Origin of the sequence: Plantibacter sp. CFBP 8775 (assembly GCF_014839505.1) — a bacterium.
GTDB lineage: Bacteria > Actinomycetota > Actinomycetes > Actinomycetales > Microbacteriaceae > Plantibacter > Plantibacter auratus.
This window is the reverse complement of record NZ_JACYNV010000001.1, coordinates 1,628,435-1,650,150: the sequence shown is the minus strand read 5'-3', so window position 1 is coordinate 1,650,150 and position 21,716 is coordinate 1,628,435. Positions and strand designations below refer to the sequence as shown.

Genomic DNA, 21,716 nt, shown 5'->3' with positions numbered 1-21,716 from the left:
GCGTCACTTGTCGGAGGAGTCCGCCCAGATGTTGACGTCGGCGCCCTCCGCGAGTCGGTCGATCTCCTCGAGCTCCTCGGTCGTGAACGCGGGGCCGTCGAGCGCCGCCAGGTTCTCGTCGAGCTGCTCGGGACGGGAGGCACCGATGAGGGCGGAGGTGATCGCGGGGTTGTTCAGGACCCAGGCGAGCGACATCTGCGCGAGGGTCTGCCCGCGCTCCACGGCGATGTCGTTGAGCGACCGGAGGCGGGTCGCCATCTCCTCGCTCACCTGGCGGTCGGGCAGGGAGGGACGGTTCGTCGCGCGTTCGGCCGGGCCGTCGCCGAGGTACTTGTCGGTGAGCAGGCCCTGCGCGAGCGGCACGAAGGCGATCGCGCCGAGGCCGGTCTCGGTCAGCACCTCGGTGAGGCCGTCCTCGACCCAGCGGTTGAGGATCGAGTACGACGGCTGGTGGATCACGAGCGGCGTGCCGAGCTCGCGAGCGACGGCGTGTGCGGCGGCGGTCCGCTCGGCCGAGTACGACGAGATGCCGACGTACAGGGCCTTGCCGGAGCGCACGATCGCGTCGAGCGCGCCCACGGTCTCCTCGATGGGCGTGACCTCGTCGACCCGGTGCGAGTAGAAGACGTCGACGTAGTCGAGACCCATCCGCTCGAGCGACTCGTCGAGGCTCGCGGTCAGGTACTTCTTCGAACCGAAGTTGCCGTACGGGCCTGGCCAGAAGTCGTAGCCGGCCTTCGAGGAGATGATGAGCTCGTTGCGGTACGGACCGAAGTCCTCGCGCATCATCCGACCGAAGTTCGTCTCGGCGGAACCGTAGGGCGGGCCGTAGTTGTTCGCGAGGTCGAAGTGGGTGATGCCGTGGTCGAACGCGTGGCGCAGGAGCGCGCGCTGCCCGTCGAACGGCCGGTTGTCGCCGAAGTTGTACCAGAGGCCGAGCGAGATCGGCGGGAGGAAGAGCCCCGAGGTGCCGACCTGGCGGTAGTCGTTCCGCGCGTAGCGGTCGTCCGCCGCAGCGTACGGGCGGTGGATGTCGGGGACGTTCAGCGGGAATCGAGCATCAGCGGTCATGCGCCAACGTTATCGTCCCGCACGCACGATCGACAGGAAGTCGTGGACCGTGAGCTCCTCGCCGCGGGCCGTCGGCTTCACTCCGGCGGCCTCCATCTGCTCCGTCGCGGCCTGGGAGCTGCCGAGGACGCTGCCGAGAGCCTGCCGGAGCATCTTGCGACGCTGCTGGAACGCCGCGTCGATGAGCGCGAAGGTCTTGGTGCGCTCTTCCTCGGTGCCGATGACGTCGGCGCGCCGCTCGAATCCGACGAGCACGGAGTCGACGTTCGGAATGGGCCAGAACACCTGGCGGCTCACCTGGCCGGCGATGCGCCACGCGCCGTACCAGGCGGCCTTCGCGCTCGGGGCGCCGTAGACCTTGCTCCCCGGGCCGGCGGCGAGTCGGTAGCCGACCTCGGCCTGCACCATGACGACACCGGCCGTCAGCGAGGTGAAGTGCTCCAGGAAGTGCAGGAGGACGGGCACGGAGATGTTGTACGGCAGGTTGGCGACGAGTCGGTTGGGCTGCGCGGGGAGTTCCTCGATGCGCATCGCGTCCTCGTGGACGACCGACAACCGGTCGATCATGCCCGGTGCCATCTCCCCCACGGTGAGCGGCAGCTGCCTGGCGAGCCGACCGTCGATCTCGACGGCGACGACGCTCGCGTCGGCCTCGAGCAGGCCGAGGGTCAGCGAGCCGAGTCCAGGGCCGATCTCGACGACGACGTCGCCCGGAGCGACGTGCGCGACCGACACGATCTTGCGGACGGTGTTCGCGTCGATGACGAAGTTCTGACCGAGCTTCTTCGTCGGCGTCACGTCCAGCAGGGTGGCGAGATCTCGGATCTCGGCGGGGCCGAGCAGGGCGACGGAGGCGGTCATCCCTCCAGTATCCCTGATCGGGGAGCCGGTCCTCGTCGGGCGACGGGCGCGAGGCTCGGCGACGGGCTCAGTCGGCCCAGGAGCCGTAGACGCGCTCGGTGTTCGTCGCGAGCTGCGTCGCGAACGCGGCGACGTCCTCACCCAGGTGCTCGGCCATGCCGCGCACCGTGTACGGGAGGAGGTACGGCGCGTTCGGCCGACCGCGGAACGGGGCGGGCGTGAGGTAGGGCGCGTCGGTCTCGACCATGATCAGCTCGCGGGGCATGATCGCGAGCGCCTCACGCAGCGGTGCGGCGTTCTTGAACGTGACCGTCCCGGCGAAGGAGGCGTACCAGCCGTGCTCGGCGCACAGCTCGGCGAGCTCCGGACCGCCCGAGAAACAGTGGAAGACGGTGCGTTCCGGAGCGCCCACCCGCAGGAGCGTCTCGACGACCTCGTCGTGGGCGTCGCGATCGTGGATCTGCAGTGCGACACCGTGGCGCTTCGCGATGGCGATGTGCGCTTCGAACGATGCGAACTGCGCCGCGCGGCCGTCCTCCTCGGTGCGGAAGAAGTCGAGGCCGGTCTCGCCGACGGCGCGGACGCGAGGCTCCGCCGCCAGACGGTCGATCTCGGCCAGCGCCTCGTCCAGGGTGCCCGCGCGGTCGAGGTCCGGTGCGTCGTTGGGGTGGATCGCGACCGCCGCGAGCACGCGGGGGTCCCGAGCGGCGATCGCCGCCGACCAGCGCGAGGTCTCGACGTCGGTGCCGACCTGCACGATGCCGCGGACCCCGACGGAGGCCGCACGGTCCAAGTGCTCCGACGGGGTCAGCGGGGCGTCGCCGTCGGCGTGCTCGAGGTGCGTGTGGTTGTCGTAGACTGCGACCGGCAGCGCCTCAGGCGCCTCGGGGTAGCTCAGTTGCTTCCGCTCCCCCGCTTCGCGCTGCCGCAGGTGCGGTGTGGCGGCCGGATCCGGCGCGACGCCCCCGCTCATTCGGCGACGGCCTCGATCCGCGGGAACAGGGGCTCGAGCCCTGCCACCGAGGTGCCGGCGGGCAGTTGCCCCCAGGTGCCGACGTCGCCGATGCGCTGTGCCCCGAGCTCGCCGAGGGCGGCTTCAGCGCCGAGGGCGGACCACAGCTTGGTGGTCGCCTTCGGGACGAAGGGGTGGAGCAGGACCGACAGGGCGCGCAGGCCCTCGACCGCCGTGGCGAGCACGGTGCCGAGCCGCTCCCGCTTGGCCGCGTCCTTCGCGAGCGCCCACGGCTCCTGCTCGGTGATGTAGCCGTTCAGCTCGTCGACGATCCGCCAGATGGCCGCGAGCGCGTCCTGGATGGCGAGGCGCTCGATCGCGGCGTCGGCGTCGGTTGCAGCGCGGGCGACCGTCTCCTGGATGGCCACGTCGGCCGGCTCAGCAGGGCCGCTCGCCGGCACGACGCCGTCGAAGTACCGCGTCACCATGGCGAGCACGCGCGACGCGAGGTTGCCGAAGCCGTTCGCGAGCTCCGCCTGGTACCGCGCGGAGAGGTCCTCCCAGCTGAACGAACCGTCCTGCCCGAAGGCGATGGCGCGCATGAAGTAGTAGCGGAACGCGTCGGATCCGAAGGTGTCGGTGATCTCACTCGGTGCGATACCGGTGAGCTTCGACTTCGACATCTTCTCGCCGCCGACGAGCAGCCAGCCGTGACCGAAGACCCGCTTCGGGACCTCGAGCCCGGCGGCCATGAGCATGGCCGGCCAGATGACCGCGTGGAACCGCAGGATGTCCTTGCCGACGATCTGCGTGGCGGGCCAGCGCTCGGCGAACGCCTCCTCGTCGGAGCCGTACCCGGCGGCGGTGATGTAGTTGAGCAGGGCGTCGAACCACACGTAGACGACGTGGCTCTCGTCCCACGGGACCTTGATGCCCCAGTCGAAGGTCGAGCGGGAGATGGACAGGTCCTTGAGCCCCTGGCGCACGAACTGGATGACCTCGTTGCGCGCCGACTCCGGCTGCACGAACTCAGGTCGCTCCTCGTAGAGGGCCAGCAGGCGCTCGGCGAAGTCGCTCATGCGGAAGAAGTAGTTGCTCTCCTGGAGCAGTTCGACCGGCTTCGAGTGGATCGCGCACACGAGCTGCCCGACGTACTCACCGGTGCCCTGCACGAGGTCGCTCTCCTGCTTGTACTCCTCACAGCCGACGCAGTAGTACCCCTCGAACTCACCGGTGTAGATGAAGCCGGCGTCGTACAGGCGCTGGAGGAAGAGCTGGACGTTCTGTTCGTGCCGCACGTCCGTCGTGCGGATGAAGTCGTCGTTCGAGATGTCGATCGTGTCGAGCAGCGGGTACCAGGACTCGCTGACGAGCTTGTCGGCCCACTCCTTCGGCGTCACGCCGTTCGCGGTCGCCGTGCGCAGGATCTTCTGGCCGTGCTCGTCGGTCCCGGTCAGGAACCAGGTGCGGTCGCCGGCCTGACGGTGCCAGCGCGCGAGGACGTCCGCGGCCACCTCCGTGTAGGCGTGCCCGATGTGCGGGGCATCGTTGACGTAGAAGATGGGCGTGGTGATGTAGAACGAGGTGCCGTCGGCCATGGGGTCAATCCTAGGACGAGCGGGCGTCGCCACCGTGCCTGTTACGGTGCGGGACGCACCTGCGCGTCCGGCGACGCCTTCGGGGGCCGGGCTGCGAGGGCCGCCTGGTACAGGTCGCGCTTCGAGAGTCCGGTGGCCTCGGCGACCTCGTTGGAGGCGTCCTTCAGGCGCGTGCCCGAGGCCACGAGCGCGAGCACCTGCTCGAGCGCGGTGGCCGGATCGGCCTCGACGGCCTCCGCACCGGCGATGACGATGCAGATCTCGCCCTTCACACCCCCGGACGCCCACTCGGCCAGTTCAGCGGCCGTTCCCCGCTTGACCTCCTCGAACAGCTTGGTGAGCTCCCGGCACACCGCCACGCGACGGTCGGCGCCGAGCACGGCGGCGATGTCCTCGAGGGAGGAGGCGAGTCGGTTGGGCGATTCGAAGAACACCATCGTCCGCGGCTCGGTCGCCAGCGCTCGGAGGCTGCTGCGCCGGTCGCCCGGCTTCCGCGGGAGGAACCCCTCGAAGGTGAAGCGGTCGGTCGCGAGGCCGGACACGGCGAGCGCCGTAACGACCGCCGACGGCCCGGGGATCGCGGTGACCTGGACGTCTGCGGCCGCCGCCGCGTCGACGAGGTGGAAGCCGGGGTCGGACACGGTCGGCATGCCGGCGTCGCTGAGCACGAGGACGTCGGTCTCACGGGCCAGTTCGACGATCTCGGCCGCGCGTTCGCGCTCGTTGTGGTCGTGCATGGCGATGAGCCGCGGCCGCGATTCCACACCGAGGGCGCGCAGCAGGTGGATGGCCGTCCGGGTGTCCTCGGCGACGATGACCTCCGCCGCGGCCAGCGCCTCCCGGAGTCGTGGCGACGCATCGCCGAGGTTGCCGATGGGGGTCGCTCCGAGGATGATCACCGGACCAGTCTCCCATCCGGTCGGGGTGGTTAGATGAGACGGTGTCGGTCGATCTTCTGGAAGCCCCTGTGACGGGATCCCGCCTCGACCGCTGGTGGGAGCGGATGCTCCGCACCGAGCGCCGCCGGAAGCTCTGGATCTGGGGTGGTCCGGCCGCCGTGACGCTCCTCGCGTTCGTGCTGCGGTTCTGGAACCTCGGTCACCCGCACTCGCTCGTCTTCGACGAGACCTTCTACGTGAAGGACTCGTGGTCGCTGTGGCTGAACGGCTACGAGAGCACCTGGCCGGACGGGGCGGACGAGGGCTTCGCGAACGGCGACGCGGGCAGCCCGAGCACGAATCCCTCCTACGTCGTGCACCCACCGCTCGGCAAGTGGTTGATCGCGCTCGGCATCGCCGTGTTCGGCATCGACGACAGCACCGGGTGGCGCATCTCCACCGTGATCGCCGGAACGCTCGCGGTCCTGCTCGTCACGCTCATCGCCAAGCGGTTGTTCACCTCGTCGATCCTCGCCGTCCTCGCCGGGTTCCTGTTCGCGATCGACGGACACGCGATCGTCATGGCCCGGGTCTCGCTGCTCGACAACTTCCTCATGTTCTTCGTGCTCGCGGGATTCGGCGCGATCCTGTTGGACCGGTCGTGGCACGCGTCACGCCTGGCGGCGAAGGTCGCGTCAGCCCGGGCGAGCGGCGCCGATCCGGCCTGGGGTCCCGTCCTCTGGTGGCGGCCGTGGCTGCTCGCCGCAGGGGTCGCGTTCGGCGCGGCCACCGCGGTCAAGTGGAACGGACTGTACTTCCTCGCCGCGTTCGGCGTGTACGTGATCGTCACGGATCTCCTGCTCCGTCGCCGACTGGGCCTCAGCCTGTGGGCGAGCGCGGCGGTCCTCAAGCAGGGCCCCGTGTCCTTCGTGACCCTCGTCCCGGTGGCCGCCGTCGTGTACCTCGCCAGCTGGACCGGGTGGATCAGGACGTCCGGCGGGTACGACCGCCAGTGGGCGGACGCGGTGGGCAACGCCTGGACCGGCACCTTCGCGTGGGTCCCCCACTGGTTCCAGAGCCTCCTCCACTACCACCAGAGCGCCTACAGCTTCCACGTCGGCCTCAGCACCCCGCACCCCTACGCCGCGAACCCGCTCGGCTGGCTGCTCATGATCCGGCCGACGAGCATGTACTACCAGTCCCCCGCCACCGGGACCGACGGCTGCGCGTGGGACGCCTGCTCCTCCGCGATCACCTCGATCGGCAACCCGCTCATCTGGTGGGGCGCCGCCGTCGCGCTCGGGTACTGCGTCTACCGGCTCGTCCGGTACCGCGAGTGGCAGGTCGGGCTCATCGTCCTCGGAGTCGCAGCGGGGTACCTGCCCTGGCTGCTCTACCTGAACCGGACGGTGTTCCAGTTCTACACGATCGTCTTCGAGCCGTACCTCATCCTGGCGCTCGTCTTCGCGATCGGGAAAATCCTCGGGTCCCGCGACGACCCGGAAGAACGACGGTTCGCCGGCGTCGGCGTCATCGGGGTGTTCGTGACCATCACGACGCTGCTGAGCATCTTCTGGTATCCGCTCTGGACCGCCATCACCGTGCCCTACTGGTTCTGGCACCTGCACGCCTGGTTGCCGTCATGGGTGTGACGGGAGGACGACGATGAAGGCGCTCCCAGGGGTGCTCGTCGCCGGTGCAGCGGCGCTCGCCGCCCTGGGCCTCCACACCCTCCTGCCGGTCGTCCCGCTGCTGACCGCGAGCGTCCTGCTCGGCATGGTGGTGGGCCAGCTCCCCGCGTTCCAGCGGCTCGCGGCGGGCGTCCTGAAGCCGGGACTCGGCATGAGCGCGAAACGGTTCATGCGGATCGGTGTCGTCCTGCTGGGGCTGAAGCTGAGCCTCGTCGACATCGCCGGCCTGGGGTGGGTCACGCTCGCCACCACGGTCGCGATCGTCGTCGTCACCTTCTTCGTCACCCTCTGGCTCGGCCGGAGACTCGGGCTCGCGGGCCCCGAACCGCTCCTCATCGCCACGGGCTTCTCCATCTGCGGCGCCTCCGCCATCGGCGCGATGAGCGGCGTCGTGAAGGCGAAGGACGAGGAGCAGGCGACGCCCGTCGCGCTCGTCACCCTCTGCGGGACCCTCGCGATCTTCGTCCTCCCGGCACTCCGCGGCCCACTCGGGCTCAGTGACGAGCAGTTCGGTCACTGGGTGGGGGCGAGCGTGCACGACGTGGGTCAGGTCGTCGCGACCGCCCAGATCGCCGGCACGAGCGCACTCGCGATCGCCGTCGTCGTCAAGCTGACCCGCGTCGTGCTCCTCGCCCCCATGGTCGCCGCCGCCGCGACGATCGAGCGCCGCCGACTCCTGGCGGTGTCGGCCGGCGCCGGTGCTCAGGTCGATGCCGACGGGACCGCGACCGCAGCCCGACCGCCGATCGTCCCGCTGTTCGTCGCGGGCTTCATCGCCGCGGTCCTCGTCCGCACCCTGCTCCCGGTGCCCGAGCTCGTCCTCGACGTCGCCGACGGCGTGCAGACCGCACTGCTGGCGATGGCGCTCTTCGCACTCGGCGCCGCGATCCGCGTCCGCACGCTCGTCACCACCGGGTGGCGCGCGCTCGTCGTCGGGCTCGTCTCCTGGCTCCTCATCGCGGTGCTCGCGCTCGGAGCGGTGCACCTGGCCTGAGGAAGGGGTGCGTGCCCGACCAGCGCGGCTAGTGCTCGCCGCCCACGATCTTCAGGCCGATGACGCAGCCGATGAGCCCGAGGATGAGCAGCACTTTGACGACCGACAGCTGTTCGCCGCCGAAGGTCATGGCGTATCCGACGGTGAGCACTGCGCCGATCCCGACCCAGACCGCGTAGGCGGTGCCCACCGGGATGTCGCGCATGGCCCAGGCGAGGCCGGCCATGCTGAGCACGAGCGCCCCCGCGAACGTCACGGTCGGCCAGAGCTTCGTGAAGCCCTCGGACTTGCCGAGCGCGGTGGCCCAGACGGCTTCCAGGACCCCGGACGCGATGAGTACGATCCAAGACATGACGATCACTCCCAAGTGGTCAGTCTTGTCGCGTTCCGGGTACTGCGCCCTCGTCCGGCAGCCCGATGAGGGCTGTGTCCCAGACGATACGCCGACGCCCTGGGCAGGCCCTGTGCAGTGCGGTCGAATGCGACGCAATGTTGCAGCACGGTGAAGCGCTCGACGGTGCTCCGGTAGCGTGAACGCATGGCAGATCGTGAGTATGGCTTCCGCACGCGTGCGATCCACGCGGGCAACATCCCCGACCAGGTGACCGGCGCACGGGCGCTGCCCATCTACCAGTCGAGCGCCTTCGTCTTCGACGACACCGCCGACGCCGCCGCGCGCTTCGCCCTGCAGAAGTACGGGAACATCTACTCCCGCCTCGCCAACCCGACGGTCGCGAGCTTCGAGGAGCGCATCGCCAGCCTCGAGGGCGGCCTCGGTGCCGTCGCGACCGCTTCCGGCCTCGCCGCGCAGTACATCACCTTCGCCTCGCTGGCCGGACAGGGCGACCACATCGTCGCCTCGGCCAACCTCTACGGCGGCTCGATCACGCAGCTCGACGTCACCCTCCGCCGGTTCGGCATCGAGACCACCTTCGTGCAGTCCTCCGACGCCGCCGACTACGCCGCCGCCATCCAGGAGAACACGAAGCTCGTCTTCGCCGAGACGGTCGCGAACCCCTCGGGCGAGATCGCCGACATCGAGGGCCTCGCCGACGTCGCGCACGCGCACGGCATTCCGCTCATCATCGACTCGACCATCGCGACGCCCTACCTCAACCGCCCGATCGAGTGGGGTGCCGACATCGTCACGCACTCGGCCACCAAGTTCCTCGGCGGCCACGGAACGACCCTCGGCGGTGTCGTCGTCGAGAGCGGGCGCTTCGACTGGAACACCGACAAGTTCCCCCTGTTCGGCCAGCCCGTCCCGAGCTACGGCGGCCTGCAGTGGTCGGGCAACTTCGGCGAGTACGCCTTCCTCACCCGGCTGCGCGCCGAGCAGCTCCGCGACATCGGTCCGGCGCTCGCTCCGCACTCGGCATTCCTCCTCGCCCAGGGGGTGGAGACGCTGCCGTTCCGGATCCAGGCCCACGTCGACAACGCGCGGATCGTCGCCGAGTGGCTCGACGCCGACCCGCGCATCGCCGCCGTCAACTGGGCCGGACTCCCGGCCCACCCGCACCACGAGCGCGCGAACAAGTACCTGCCGAAGGGGCCGGGCTCGGTCTTCAGCTTCGAGGTGAAGGGTGGCCGTCAGGTCGGCCAGAAGCTCATCGAATCCGTCGACCTCGCGAGCCACCTGGCGAACATCGGCGACGCGAAGACGCTCATCATCCACCCCGCATCGACGACGCACGCGCAGCTCTCCGACCAGCAGCTCGTCGACGCCGGTGTGCTGCCGGGCATCGTCCGGCTGAGCGTCGGTATCGAGGACCCTGACGACATCATCTACGACCTCGACCAGGCGCTCGCCGCAGCGGTGAAGGAGTAGTGGCATGAGCACTTCGACAAGCTCAGTGACCGGTGTGGACGCGACAGTGACCGGTGTGGACGCGACCGTGACCGGTGTGGATGCGACCGCGACCGTGACCGACCAGGACGCGACCGAGACGGTCCGGCTCACCAACGGTCTCACCTGCTCGCTGCCCGCCGATTCGCCGCTCGCGAAGCTGCTGCGTTCGCAGCGCACCTGGGCGGGCCCCGACGCGAAGGCTCGCCTGAAGCTCCTCCGCGAGGCGAAGTCCGTCGCGATCGTCGGCGCCTCCCCGAACCCGGCGCGTTCCTCGTACTTCGTGGGCACCTACCTGCAGCAGTCGAGCGATTTCCGGATCTATTTCGTGAACCCGAACGCCACGGAGATCCTCGGTCAGCCCGCCTACCCCGACCTCGCCTCCCTGCCGGAGGTACCCGACATCGTCGACGTCTTCCGCAAGGCGAGCGACATCCCCCAGGTCATCGACGAGGTCGTCGCCATCGGAGCACCGACGGTGTGGGTGCAGCTCGGCATCTGGAACCAGGAGGCGGCCGAGTACGGCGAGTCGAAGGGTCTGAACGTCGTGATGGACCGCTGCATCAAGGTGGAGCACGCCCGATTCCACGGTGGCCTCCATCTGCTCGGCTTCGACACCGGCCAGATCACCGCCCGCAAGACCCTGCGCTGACGCCTCGGTTCCCTGCACTCGTCGGCAGGTCGCACTTCGACAGGCTCAGTGACCGGGGACGGCTCAGTGACCGGGCCGGTTCACGTAACGAGCCCTGGATACACTCGTGACGTGCCTGCGTCGAACCTCCGAGTGACCGTCCTGGGGCCGGTGCTCGTCGAGGGACGCACCGGTCGGCTCGTCGAACCCGGCGGCCGGCTCGCCAAAGCGCTGGTGACGATCCTGGTGCTCGCGGACGGGCGCGCCGTGTCGACGGCCGCCCTCATCGACGAGCTGTGGGACGACGCACCGCCCGCAGGTGCCAAAGCCGCGCTGCAGACCCTGGTCTCACGGGTGCGCGCCGTGTCGGCGCCCGACCTCATCGACTCCTCGGCCGCCGGCTATCGACTGTCGATCGACCAGTCCCTGGTCGACCTCCACGTCGCCGCGCAGGCGGCCGATGCGGCGTCGACGGCCATCCGCGCCGCCGACCCGCACACCGCGGGCACGCTCGCCCGGGACGCACTCCTCCTCTGGACCGGTGATCCAGGCGCTGAAGTGGACGGCCCGCTCGGCGACGAGCTGGCGCACCGCGCGGCGCGGCTCCGCGACGACCTGCGCCGGGTGCGTGCTCAGAGCCGCCTCGAGCTCGGCGACGGCGCGGCCGTCATCACCGATCTCGAGGCGCTCGTCGCCACCGATCCACTCGACGACGCCACCCAGCTGATGCTCTTCAACGCCTACGCGCAGAGCGGACGTCGCTCCGACGCGATGCAGCTCTTCGCAGACCACCGTCACCGGCTCCGGGACGAACTCGGTGCCGACCCGACGTCGGCGCTGGTCGCGGCACACGCGGCGCTCCTGCAGGACGCCGTCGAGCCGTCTCCGCCGGCCGCCACTCCCCTGGCCGCCCGGGTCTCCAGCATGGTGCTCGGACTCCGGACGGCGCCGAACGAGCTCCTCGGTCGCGACGCCGACCTCGACGCGATCGGCACGCTCGTGTCCGAGGTCCGCCTGACCACGATCCTCGGCCCCGGTGGCCTCGGGAAGACCCGACTCGCCCAGGAGGTCGCCCGGCGTGCCACCACGACCACGCCCGGCGTCGTCGTGGTGGAACTGGCGAGCGTGCGGGACCCGGAGGATCTGCCACTCGCGGTCGCGACCGCACTCGGCATCCGCGAGGCCCCGACCCCGCGTCGGCTGAGTGAAGCGATCATGGTGCAACCGGTCGAGCTGCACGAGCGAATCATCGACAGACTCTCGGAGCGGCCGACGCTGCTCGTGATGGACAACTGCGAGCACCTCGTGGATACGGCGGCACGCTGGATCGCCGATGCGCTGGCCTGGGCCGGCGACCTCCGCGTCCTCGCGACGAGTCGGAGCCCGTTGTCGATCGCCGCCGAGCACGTCTACCAACTCGACCCGCTGGACGCTGCCGTGGACGGCACCGACCTCGAACACGCGGGCCCTGCGGTGCGGCTGTTCGTCGAGCGTGCGCGCGCCGCCCGTCCGGGACTCCATGTGCCACTCGACGTCGCAGCACGTCTCTGCGCGAGACTCGACGGCCTGCCGCTGGCGATCGAACTCGCGGCGGCGCGCACCAGATCCATGTCGGTCGAGGAGGTGGAGCGACGACTCGGGAACCGCTTCACCCTGCTGACCGCCGGTGATCGCAGTGCTCCTGAGCGCCACCGCACCCTGCTCGCCGTCATCGACTGGAGTTGGAACCTCCTGGGCGAGCACGAACGTGTCGTCCTCCGTCGCATGTCCAGGTTCCCCGACGGCTTCGATCTGGAGGCGGCTGCAGCGCTCGCCCCCGAGGTCGAGGTCGTGGAAGCGCTCGACGCGCTCGTCGGCCAGTCGTTGCTCACCGTGCAGGACGACCCGGCCACCGGGACCGTCCGATTTCGGATGCTCGAGACGGTCCGCGAGTTCGGCGCGATCAAGTCCGCCGAGGCGCACGAGGACGACCTCGTACTCGACCGCACTCGGACGTGGGCGGTCGCACTCGCGGAGACGCTCCTCCCCGCCATGCAGGGACCGCGACAGGTGGCGGCGTTCGCGCGCCTCGCCCTCGAACAGGACACCCTGGTGGACGTGCTCCGCGGGGCCGTCGCCGACGATCGCGCCGACGTCGTCGCCCCGGTCTTCGCAGGACTCGCCCTCTTCTGGACGATCCGCAGCGCGCATCAGGAGGTCCTGGTCTTCGGAACGGCCGTCCTCGACGTGCTCCGCCATCAGAACCCGGAGTCGGTGTCGACCGACACCCCGGCCATCGCCGTCGCCATCATCACCGTGACTTTCCTCGCCACCGATCCCCGGACGTCCGCGCGGGCGATCGGCGTGCTCCGCCGACTCGAACGGGTACGGACGACACAGGCCCCACGGATGCGCGCGATGGTCAGCCTGTTGCTGGTCGCGGGTCGCCCCGAACGCGCGGAGGCCCTCCTCCGCGAGTACTCCCGGTCGACCGACCCGCACGTCGCGAACCTCGGGAACCTCATGTCGGCCCAGGCGGCGGAGAACGACGGCGACCCCCGCGCCGCCGAAGCGGCCGCCCTGCGCGCGAACGACCTCTCGCTCACGCTCGGGGATGTCTGGGGCGCCGCCATGAGTGCGCACATGCTCGCCCAACTGCACAGCCAGAACGACGAGCCGGAGGAGGCGCTCGTCTGGGCGGCCCGCGCTGCCGAGGGGCTGACCGCGATCGGTGCCGAGGCGGACCTCCGTCAACTCGAGTGGCTGATCGCGATCGGTGACATCGCCCGCGGTGACCACGCCGCCGCCACCACCGTGCTCGACCGGTTCCTCTCGGACGACGTCTCGTTCTCCGCGTTCGCCCCGCTCCCCGAGCGGCGGTCGATCGGCTGGGCCGGTCTCGCCGAGATCGCGCGGGCACAGGGCGACGTCGCACGGGGAGCCGAGCTCTACGGGAAGGCGCTCGTGGCGTTCGCTCCGGGTGAGTCGCGCCGATCGCCGTGGTTCACCCTCGTCGGCTCCGCCGCGATCGCCGCCGCCGTGCTGGACGGTGTCCCGGACGCCACCGAGGTCCAGCGTCTCGTGCGGCGGGTCCGCACCCGCACCATCGCGCTGGGACGCCTCCTCCCGAACCGGTTCGACCGACCGGTGCTGGGTTCCACCGTCATCGCGCTCGGCGCCTGGTACGTCCGCTCGGAGGACGACGAGGTGCGGTTGATCGGCGCAGAGCTCATCGCGCTCGCCAGTGCGCTCGCCTCCCGTCAGGACATCCCCTCGCTCGTCCGCACACCACACGAGGCAGCAGCGGCGGCGCGACTCACGCCGACCGAGCGCGACCGCATCGCCGAGCGGTCCCTTTCCCTGCAGGCGCACGAGAGCGCCGCCAGGGCGTTCGAACTGCTCGGCAGTCCTGCCCTGGCGGCGCACTGATCGGTCGCTGCGATCGTCTCGTCGTCAGGCGCGGCGCATGTACGCCCGCACGGTGAGCGGTGCGAAGACCGCGACGATGACGGCGGCACCGAGGAGCGCCAGCCAGGCGTCGCCGCCGAAGACACCCGTGTTCGCGAGGTCGCGGACCGCGGTCACGAGGTGCGAGACCGGGTTCACGTCCACGAAGCCCTGGAGGAAGCTCGGCATCGTCTCCGGGTTCACGAAGGCGTTCGACAGGAACGTCAGCGGGAACAGGACGAGGAACGAGATGCCCTGCACGCTGCTCGCGCTCCGGGCGATGACCCCGAAGAACGCGAAGATCCAGCTGATGGCCCAGGCGCAGACGATCACGAGGAGGCCGGCGAGGGCCACGAAGCCGATGCCGCCCTCCGGCCGGTACCCCATGACGAAGCCCATCGCGAAGGTGAGCGTCGTGGCGATCGTGTAGCGCACCGTGTCGGCGAGGAGGGCACCGGCCAACGGTGCGATGCGGGCGATGGGCATCGACTTGAAGCGGTCGAACACGCCCTTGTCCATGTCCTCGCGGAGCTGGATGCCGGTCACGACCGAGGTCGTGATGACGGTCTGGACCAGGATGCCCGGGATGATGATCGGCAGATAGCTCGCGACGTCGCCGGCGATCGCGCCGCCGAAGATGTATGTGAACATCAGCGTGAAGATGATCGGCTGGACCGTCACGTCGATCAGCTGCTCGGGCGTGCGCTTGATCTTGAGCAGTCCGCGGTACGCCATGGTGAAGGAGTTGCGGACCGTCTGCGAGAGGCTGACATGGTTCCGGAGGGACCGGTCTGCGGCCGGGGTGATGGTGATCGTGCTCATGCGTGGACCTGCTCTGCGGTGTCGAGGGAATCGGTGTCGGACGTGGCGTCGGCGTCGTCCGCCTCGACGCCGTGCCCGGTGAGGGTGAGGAAGACCTCGTCGAGCGTCGGCTTCTGGACGCTCATCTCCGCGAGCCGGATCCCGGCTTCCCGGAGCGTGATGAACAGGTCGGTCACGGCGTCGGGGTCGCGCATCGGGGCCGTGATGCGGGTGGCCTCCGGTGAGACGACGGTGTCGACGCCGAGGACGCTCGAGATGACCCGTCGCGCATCCTCCAGGTCGGCGGGGTCCGCGAGCCGCAGCTGCAGCGACGACTCGCCGACGGAGGCCTTCAGCTCGTCGGAGGTGCCCTCGGCGACCACGAGACCGCGGTCGATGACGGCGATCCGGTCGGCGAGCTGGTCCGCCTCGTCGAGGTACTGGGTGGTCAGGAGGACGGTCGAGCCCGTCGCGACCAGGCGGCGGATCGTGTCCCACATCTGCGCGCGGGTCCGCGGGTCGAGGCCCGTGGTCGGCTCGTCGAGGAAGATGAGGGGCGGCTGGGCGATGAGGCTCGCCGCGAGGTCGAGACGACGACGCATGCCGCCGGAGAACTTCTTCAGGGGTCGCGACGCCGCGTCGCTCAGGCCGAACTCCTCGAGGAGTTCCGCGCTCTTGCGCTTCGCCTCCGCGCGGCCGAGCCCGAGCAGTCGCGAGAAGATGACGAGGTTCTCGGTGGCCGAGAGGTTCTCGTCGACGGACGCGAACTGCGCCGTCACGCCGATGAGCTGGCGCACGACCTGCGACTCCCGCTGGATGTCGTGTCCGAAGACGGTGGCGGTGCCGGCGTCAGGACGCAGGAGCGTCGCCAGCATGCTGATGGTGGTGGTCTTGCCGGCGCCGTTCGGGCCGAGGACGCCGTAGACGGTGCCGGTGCGGACCGAGAGGTCGACGCCGTCGACCGCCCGGTTGTCGCCGAAGGTCTTCACGAGGCCGTGGGCTTCGATCGCCCAGTCGGAGCTGATGCTCATGCGGATGCCTTTCGAAATCAGGTGTGGTCCGCCGGTGGGCGACCCGGACAACAGTGTGGGCGGGGGCACTCACGGATCGCTCACCTGCCGCTGACACCCGCTGACGGCCGCTGACACCGCACCCGGCGCCGAAGACGCTTAGAGTGAGAGGAGCCAGTCGCACCGAAGGGGGTCGTCCAGTGACCGCATACGTGTCCGCGTTCGACCTCTTCTCCATCGGGATCGGGCCGTCCAGCTCGCACACGGTCGGACCGATGCGGGCGGCCCTGGCCTTCGCCACCGGGCTCGCGGACGACGGCCTGCTCGACCGGGTCGACCGCGTCACGTGCTCGTTGTACGGATCGCTCGGCGCGACCGGCATCGGCCACGGCACCCCCGACGCTGTCGTCGCGGGACTCCAGGGGCTCACTCCCGAAGGGTGCGATCCCGCCGAGGTCCGCCGGGCCTGGAGCGACCACCCCGACGGCGCTCCCCTCGCGCTCGCCGGGACGCGGGCCATCGCGTTCTCGAAGGACGACGTCTCGTTCGTGCCCAGGACGAGGCTGCCGGGCCACCCGAACGCCATGACGCTGCACGCCTGGGATCAGCGGAGCGACCTCCCGGTGCGCTCCGAGACGTACTACTCGGTCGGCGGCGGCTTCATCCGTCGTGACGGCGACGACCCGAGCACGGTGCTGCCGTCGACACCCGTGCCGATGCCGTTCCGGACCGCTGAGACGCTCATCGGCCTCTGCGACGAGACAGGGCTCCCGATCGACGCGATCGCGAGACGCAACGAGGAGGCCCTGCGGTCCGCGGTCGAGGTCGACGCCGGCCTCGACGCCATCTGGACGGCCATGCACGAGTGCGTGACCGCCGGGCTCGCCGACACCGGCACACTCCCGGGCGGTCTCGGCGTCAAGCGCCGGGCGCGTGCCGTCCGTGAGCGCCTCGACGTGGCCGAGGCCGAGAGCGGGCGTGAGCTCCCCACGGAGTGGCTGCACGCGTTCGCCCTGGCGGTCAACGAGCAGAACGCCTCCGGCGGGCGGGTCGTGACCGCACCCACGAACGGGGCCGCGGGGATCATCCCGGCCGTCGGGAGCTACTACCTGCGGTTCGTGCCGGGCGCCTCGCTCGACGGGATCCGTCGGTACCTGCTCACGGCGACCGCCATCGGCTCGCTCTTCAAGGCGAACGCGTCCATCTCCGGGGCCGAGGGCGGCTGCCAGGCCGAGGTCGGCTCGGCCTGCGCCATGGCCGCCGGTGCCCTGTGCGCCGTCCTCGGCGGCACACCGCGTCAGGTCGAGAACGCCGCGGAGATCGCGATGGAGCACCACCTCGGCCTCACGTGCGACCCGGTGGGCGGGCTCGTCCAGGTCCCGTGCATCGAACGCAACGCGATCGCCTCCTCGACGGCCGTCAGCGCCGCACGCCTGTCCCTGCACGGCGACGGGACGCACCTGGTGTCGCTCGACACCGTGATCGAGACCATGCGCCAGACCGGCGTCGACATGTCGACGAAGTACAAGGAGACGAGCGAGGGCGGTCTCGCGGTCAACGTCATCGAGTGCTGAACCGCGGCGTCGTGTGACCGCGTGTTGCCGACCACCGTGGTCATCCGGGCCGCGGCCTCCTACGGTGGGCGCATGACCTCCACGCACGCGCCGTTCCTGGTGGACCCGCTCGTCTCCACCCAGTGGCTCGCGGACCATCTCGGCAGCGAGAGCCTCATCGTCCTCGACGCGAGCGTCGTCGAGCTGCCTGCGCTGGACGGCGGCCCGGTGCGACTGGTGAGCGGCTACGACCTGTACCTCTTCGACGGCCATGTGCCCGGTGCCGTGTTCGTCGAGCTGTTGGACGCGCGTCAGGGGCTCGGAGCATCCTCCCCGGACGAGGTCCGACGCGGCGCGGCGGCCATCGGCGTCACGGAGCAGCACACGGTCGTCCTGTACGACCAGTTGGACGGGCGCTCCGCCGAGCGCCTTCGTGCGGCGCTGACCGGAGCTGGATACAAGCGCGTCGCGCTCCTCGACGGCGGCCTCGGGCGCTGGCGCTCCGAAGCCCGCGAGCTGCGCTTCGGCCGACCGGACGGCACCTTCGGGGCCTGACCCACCCAGGTGTCGGGGCGACGGGCGCGCTGGTTCAGCGGGCGTCGAGCTGCGCCACATCCGTCACGGGGAGGCGGCAGACGAAGTCCCGGCAGTGGTAGGCGGTCAACCGGCCGTCGCGACTCGTCCGTTCGGCGAAGACGTCGAACCCGCTCGTCGTCCAGGCCACCGCCTGCCGCTCGGAGACCACCGCCACGACGTCGTCCCGGCGCGTCCTGACCGCGTCGCGCATCGCCCGGTTCGCCGTTGCGCGAGCCTCGTCCTCATCCGGATCCGCCCGATCCGGCCCGACGACGATCAGTTGCGACGCCGGCCCGGTGAGCGATGCCGCGAGGGCCAGACTCGCGCCGAACGCGGTCGGTGCCGACAGCGCAGCCGACGCGGCGAACCGGACCGCGCTCTCGGCGGCGTCCCGGAACCGGCCGTCTGCTGTCAGCTGGAACAGCAGCAGCGACGCGCGTCCGAGCGAGGAGATCCCCGAGGGATACGCGCCCTCCGACGGGTCGCCGTCGATCCGCATGCCCTGGGCCGACAGCACCGGGTCGCCGCCGCCCGGCAGGATGAAGCCGGCCACCGTGGCGGAGGAGGTGTCAGTCACGGTCTCGTCCGTCACGGTCTCGTCCGGCAAGCACCGGTCGACGAGGTCGCGGGCGACTTCCGCGTAGCGGACCTCGCCCGTCGCGAGGCCGAGACGCAGGAGTCCCTCCGCGAGCATCCCGTAGTCCTCGAGGGCCGCAGCCGCACCCGACCGCCGTTCGTCGAGCGAGGCCCGGGCGAGCGTGCCGTCCGAGGCGAGGTGGTTCTCGACCACCGCGTCCGCCGCCCACCTCGCTGATTCGATCCATTCGGGGCGGTCGAAGACCGTCGAGGCCTCCGCCAGCGCGCCGATCGCGAGCCCGTTCCAACCGGTGAGCACCTTGCGGTCAACGGCCGGCGGGGTCAGCGTCGCCCGGCCGTCGGCATCGCGTCGGTAGTAGCCACCCTCCGATCCGATGCCGTCGACGACGCTCTCGGAGTCCTGCGCCGACCCGAAGCCGCCGCTCGGCTGCTGCAGCGTGCCGATGAGGAACTCGGCGATCCCGGCGGCGACACTGGCCGCCCACGAGCTCGGGCGCTCGGCCCAGGCCCGCGTGTACGCGGTGAGGAGGAGCGCGTTGTCCGTCAGCATGCGTTCGTAGTGCGGCTCGGTCCAGTCCCGGTTGACCGCGTACCGGAAGAACCCGCCTTCGACCGGATCCCGGAGCGCCGATGCCCCCATCGTCCTGAGGGTGCGTTGCGCGAGGTCGACACCGCGGCGGGCGACCTCCCCCTCGCGCGGCGTCAGCAGGAAGTCGAACAGCGGGGCCATCGGGAACTTCGGAGCCGTGCCGAAGCCGCCGAGCTCCTGGTCCGCCAGCGCCTCGACCGCCACGATCGACGCGTCGAGGTCTCCGGGTTCCGGCAGTAGGGCGTCATCCGTGGACGACATCGTCTCGGCGATCGCCAGCGCGAGTCCGTCGGCGCTCGCGACGACCTGCTCCCGTCGCTCGGTCCACGCGACGCGGACGGCCTCGAGCACCTGCGGGAACGAGGGATGCCCGCGGAGCGGGACGGGAGGCGAGTAGGTCCCCGCGTGGAAGACGTGTCCGCGCGGCGTCACGAACACGTTCAGCGGCCAGCCCAGGTCACGGGTGAACGCGCCGGCGGCGGCGAGGTAACTGGCGTCGACGTCGGGATGCTCCTCGCGGTCCACCTTCACCGCCACGAAATCGCGGCGGAGGAGCTCGGCGATGTGCTCGTCCGAGAACGACTCGCGTGCCATGACGTGACACCAGTGACACGTCGAGTAGCCGATCGAGACGAGCAGGGGGACGTCACGACGGGCCGCTTCGGCGAAGGCCTCCGGCCCCCAGGGGTACCAGTCGACCGGCTGCTCGGCGTGCGAACGGAGGTACGGGCTCATCGCCTCGGCGAGCCGGTTCGTCATGCGGGATCCGTGGCCCGGGACCTACTGGCCGAGCGGCAGTCGCTCGCCCGCCGTGATCCGCGTGCGGAGCCGGTTGTTCGGCGCAGGCAGCGGGCACACGTAGTGGTCGCTGAACGCGCACGGCGGCAGGTACGCGCGGTTGAAGTCGACGAGGACGTGGCCGTCCGCGGTCGGGGCCGGCATGCTGATGAACCGGAACCGGTAGCTCTCGTCGCCACTCGTGCCGTCGGAGAAGACCGCCCAGAGTCCGTTCGGGCCGCCCGTGACCGTCAGCGAGACCGCTTCATCACCGAGCTCGAACTCGACCCGGCCGACGGGGGTCTCGGTCGTGACGTGGCCGTCGATCGACTCGGTCTCGACCGTGACGTCCGGGGACGGCACGAACCGCGCCGGCCGGATCCAGGCGACGTCGGGGGCGAACGCGCTGATGCCCGCGAGCGAGGTCCGCGTCGGCGCCTCCGGGTCGAGCACGCGGAGGGCGTAGACGCCGTCTCGCTCCATACCTCGGAGGAGCGCGTCGCCGAAGTGCAGTTCGTCACCGTGGACCAGCTCGACGCGGTCGGTCATGATCTGCGCGCCACTCGGCGTGGTCAGTCCGGTGCCCGTGAGCCGCTCACCGACGATGCCGGTCGCGTCCGCACGCCAGGTGCCTGGCGCGCCCTCGAGAGCGGTCGCCTCCTCGGTCAGCCAGTGGGTGAACCGGAGGGCGGCGATACCGTGGGGTGCTCGGACGGAACGCTCGCGAGCGGTGTGCCAGGCGGTCCAGGACGCGATGAACTCTGCGGGGGTCTCGGAACTCATACCCTGACGCTATCAACTCCTCAGGTGTCGGAGACCCCCTGGACATCCGGCTGCAGCCGGATGCGCTCCCCGCGAACAGCGCGATGGCGCCGCCCGGAGAACCGGACGACGCCATCGACGTGTGGCTGCTGCTCAGCTGAAGAGCTTCTTGTCCTTCAGCCAGTCGGCCGCGAGGGTCTTCGGAGCGGCCTTCTCGTCGCCCTGGTTGCGGGCGTTGAGCTCGATGAGGTCCTCGGTGGTCAGCTCCGCGGACACGGCGTTCAAGACCTCCTTGACCTTGTCGCTGGCCTTGGCCGAGTTGATCAGCGGCAGGACGTTCTGCGGGAGGATCAGGTTCTCCGGGTCCTCGAGCGTGACGAAGTCGTTCTCGGTGATCGACGGGGTCGTGGTGTAGATGTCGGCGAGCTGGACCGTGCCGTCGAGCAGGGCCGCGGTGGTCTGTGCGCCGCCGCCGTCGCTGATCGGGACGAAGGTGAGCTTGTCGGCGGGGACGCCGTACACCTCGGTCAGGCCCTTCGGGCCGTACGGGCGCTCAGCCAACTCGGGTGCGCCGCCGATGGCCAGCGGGATGGTTAGGGCCGCGAGGTCGGCGAGGCTCGTGACGTTGTTCGCCTCGCTGAACTCCTTCGTGACGTTGTAGGAGTCCTTGTCCTCCGCCTTGGACTGGTCGAGGACCTCGTAGCCCTTCGGCGTGGCCTCCTGGAGGGCGGAGTAGACCTCGTCGCTCGACGTGGCCGTGGCGGAGTCGTCGAAGAACTGCAGCAGGTTGCCGCTGTAGTCGGGGACGAGGTCGATCGAGCCGTCTTCGAGCGCTGCGATGTAGACGTCGCGCGCGCCGATGTTGAGGGACTCGGCCGTCTTGATGTCGTTGGCCTCGAGCGCCTGGATGTAGATCTGGGCGATGATCTCCGACTCGGGGAATCCGGCGGAGCCGACCGTGATCGTGTCGGATGCCGCGGTCTCCCCGGCGGTCGGGTCGCCTGCGGAGCAGGCGCTGAGCGCGAGGGCCGCGACGGCGGTCGCGGCGATGCCGACGGCGAGGCGTCGACCCTGTCGAACTGTGAACATGGTGTTTCCTATCT

At 70.3% G+C, this 21,716-nt stretch carries 18 protein-coding genes and 1 riboswitch; of the genes, 7 read left to right on the top strand and 11 right to left on the bottom strand.

The window, feature by feature from the left end; all coding sequences use genetic code 11:
* Positions 1-3: 3 nt before the first annotated feature.
* The 5 genes from mgrA to rsmI all read right to left on the bottom strand — a co-directional run bounded on the left by mgrA (position 4) and on the right by rsmI (position 5,381).
* The gene (gene mgrA / locus IFR14_RS07835; protein WP_124768944.1) at positions 4-1,071 is read right to left on the bottom strand and encodes an L-glyceraldehyde 3-phosphate reductase; all 1,068 of its coding nucleotides are present in this window, start codon (positions 1,069-1,071) and stop codon (positions 4-6) included.
* Between the two features lie 9 nt (positions 1,072-1,080).
* Positions 1,081-1,932: a 16S rRNA (adenine(1518)-N(6)/adenine(1519)-N(6))-dimethyltransferase RsmA gene (gene rsmA, locus IFR14_RS07830; RefSeq protein ID WP_191940736.1), complete on the bottom strand. Its 852-nt coding sequence runs from the start codon at positions 1,930-1,932 to the stop codon at positions 1,081-1,083.
* Positions 1,933-1,999: 67 nt separating this feature from the next.
* Positions 2,000-2,905, bottom strand: a complete 906-nt coding sequence (locus IFR14_RS07825; RefSeq protein ID WP_191940735.1) for a TatD family hydrolase — start codon at positions 2,903-2,905, stop codon at positions 2,000-2,002.
* Positions 2,902-4,482 carry a methionine--tRNA ligase gene (metG, locus tag IFR14_RS07820; RefSeq protein WP_191940734.1) on the bottom strand — a complete coding sequence of 527 codons (1,581 nt, stop codon included), beginning with the start codon at positions 4,480-4,482 and terminating at the stop codon, positions 2,902-2,904. Before metG ends, IFR14_RS07825 begins: the two co-directional genes overlap by 4 nt.
* Positions 4,483-4,523: 41 nt before the next feature.
* Complete coding sequence (gene rsmI / locus IFR14_RS07815; RefSeq protein WP_137242025.1) at positions 4,524-5,381, bottom strand: 16S rRNA (cytidine(1402)-2'-O)-methyltransferase; 858 nt, start codon at positions 5,379-5,381, stop codon at positions 4,524-4,526.
* Positions 5,382-5,449: 68 nt separating this feature from the next.
* Between rsmI and IFR14_RS07810 the strand changes: the two genes are divergently transcribed.
* A complete protein-coding gene (locus IFR14_RS07810; RefSeq protein WP_342365664.1) occupies positions 5,450-7,012 on the top strand; it encodes a dolichyl-phosphate-mannose--protein mannosyltransferase in 1,563 nt (520 codons plus the stop codon).
* A gap of 13 nt (positions 7,013-7,025) precedes the next feature.
* Positions 7,026-8,045, top strand: coding sequence for a YeiH family protein (locus tag IFR14_RS07805; protein WP_191940733.1), 1,020 nt, complete (start codon positions 7,026-7,028; stop codon positions 8,043-8,045).
* A 28-nt stretch (positions 8,046-8,073) separates the two neighbouring features.
* On the opposite strand, the gene IFR14_RS07800 is transcribed toward IFR14_RS07805, so the two are convergent.
* Complete coding sequence (locus IFR14_RS07800; protein ID WP_191940732.1) at positions 8,074-8,397, bottom strand: DMT family transporter; 324 nt, start codon at positions 8,395-8,397, stop codon at positions 8,074-8,076.
* A gap of 14 nt (positions 8,398-8,411) precedes the next feature.
* A riboswitch (guanidine-III (ykkC-III) riboswitch) is annotated at positions 8,412-8,475 on the bottom strand.
* Between the two features lie 108 nt (positions 8,476-8,583).
* Between IFR14_RS07800 and IFR14_RS07795 the strand changes: the two genes are divergently transcribed.
* The 3 genes from IFR14_RS07795 (at position 8,584) to IFR14_RS07785 (ending at position 13,930) form a co-directional block, all read left to right on the top strand.
* Positions 8,584-9,873: an O-acetylhomoserine aminocarboxypropyltransferase/cysteine synthase family protein gene (locus IFR14_RS07795; protein ID WP_079705440.1), complete on the top strand. Its 1,290-nt coding sequence runs from the start codon at positions 8,584-8,586 to the stop codon at positions 9,871-9,873.
* A 178-nt stretch (positions 9,874-10,051) separates the two neighbouring features.
* Positions 10,052-10,543, top strand: a complete 492-nt coding sequence (locus IFR14_RS07790) for a CoA-binding protein (protein ID WP_234993988.1) — start codon at positions 10,052-10,054, stop codon at positions 10,541-10,543.
* A 111-nt stretch (positions 10,544-10,654) separates the two neighbouring features.
* Positions 10,655-13,930 (top strand): BTAD domain-containing putative transcriptional regulator, encoded by a 3,276-nt coding sequence (locus IFR14_RS07785; protein ID WP_191940730.1) that lies wholly within the window; start codon positions 10,655-10,657, stop codon positions 13,928-13,930.
* A 24-nt stretch (positions 13,931-13,954) separates the two neighbouring features.
* Here the strand turns inward: IFR14_RS07785 and IFR14_RS07780 are convergent, their stop codons facing one another.
* Both IFR14_RS07780 and IFR14_RS07775 read right to left on the bottom strand, forming a co-directional pair.
* Positions 13,955-14,770 carry an ABC transporter permease gene (locus IFR14_RS07780; RefSeq protein ID WP_064296503.1) on the bottom strand — a complete coding sequence of 272 codons (816 nt, stop codon included), beginning with the start codon at positions 14,768-14,770 and terminating at the stop codon, positions 13,955-13,957.
* A complete protein-coding gene (locus tag IFR14_RS07775) occupies positions 14,767-15,780 on the bottom strand; it encodes an ATP-binding cassette domain-containing protein (protein WP_085510429.1) in 1,014 nt (337 codons plus the stop codon). The genes IFR14_RS07780 and IFR14_RS07775 overlap by 4 nt, the downstream gene beginning before the upstream one ends.
* Before the next feature lie 179 nt (positions 15,781-15,959).
* Here IFR14_RS07775 and IFR14_RS07770 point away from each other — a divergent pair, with 179 nt between their 5' ends.
* Both IFR14_RS07770 and IFR14_RS07765 read left to right on the top strand, forming a co-directional pair.
* Positions 15,960-17,333, top strand: coding sequence for an L-serine ammonia-lyase (locus IFR14_RS07770; protein WP_124768937.1), 1,374 nt, complete (start codon positions 15,960-15,962; stop codon positions 17,331-17,333).
* A gap of 72 nt (positions 17,334-17,405) precedes the next feature.
* Positions 17,406-17,867 carry a rhodanese-like domain-containing protein gene (locus IFR14_RS07765; RefSeq protein WP_124768936.1) on the top strand — a complete coding sequence of 154 codons (462 nt, stop codon included), beginning with the start codon at positions 17,406-17,408 and terminating at the stop codon, positions 17,865-17,867.
* 34 nt (positions 17,868-17,901) lie between these two features.
* On the opposite strand, the gene IFR14_RS07760 is transcribed toward IFR14_RS07765, so the two are convergent.
* From IFR14_RS07760 to IFR14_RS07750, 3 genes are all read right to left on the bottom strand, one after another.
* Entirely contained in the window at positions 17,902-19,833 is a 1,932-nt protein-coding gene (locus IFR14_RS07760; protein WP_191940729.1) for a thioredoxin domain-containing protein, read from the bottom strand.
* A gap of 21 nt (positions 19,834-19,854) precedes the next feature.
* The gene (locus IFR14_RS07755) at positions 19,855-20,634 is read right to left on the bottom strand and encodes a DUF1684 domain-containing protein (protein ID WP_079705432.1); all 780 of its coding nucleotides are present in this window, start codon (positions 20,632-20,634) and stop codon (positions 19,855-19,857) included.
* A 132-nt stretch (positions 20,635-20,766) separates the two neighbouring features.
* Positions 20,767-21,702, bottom strand: coding sequence for an ABC transporter substrate-binding protein (locus IFR14_RS07750; RefSeq protein WP_079705431.1), 936 nt, complete (start codon positions 21,700-21,702; stop codon positions 20,767-20,769).
* Positions 21,703-21,716: the final 14 nt, after the last annotated feature.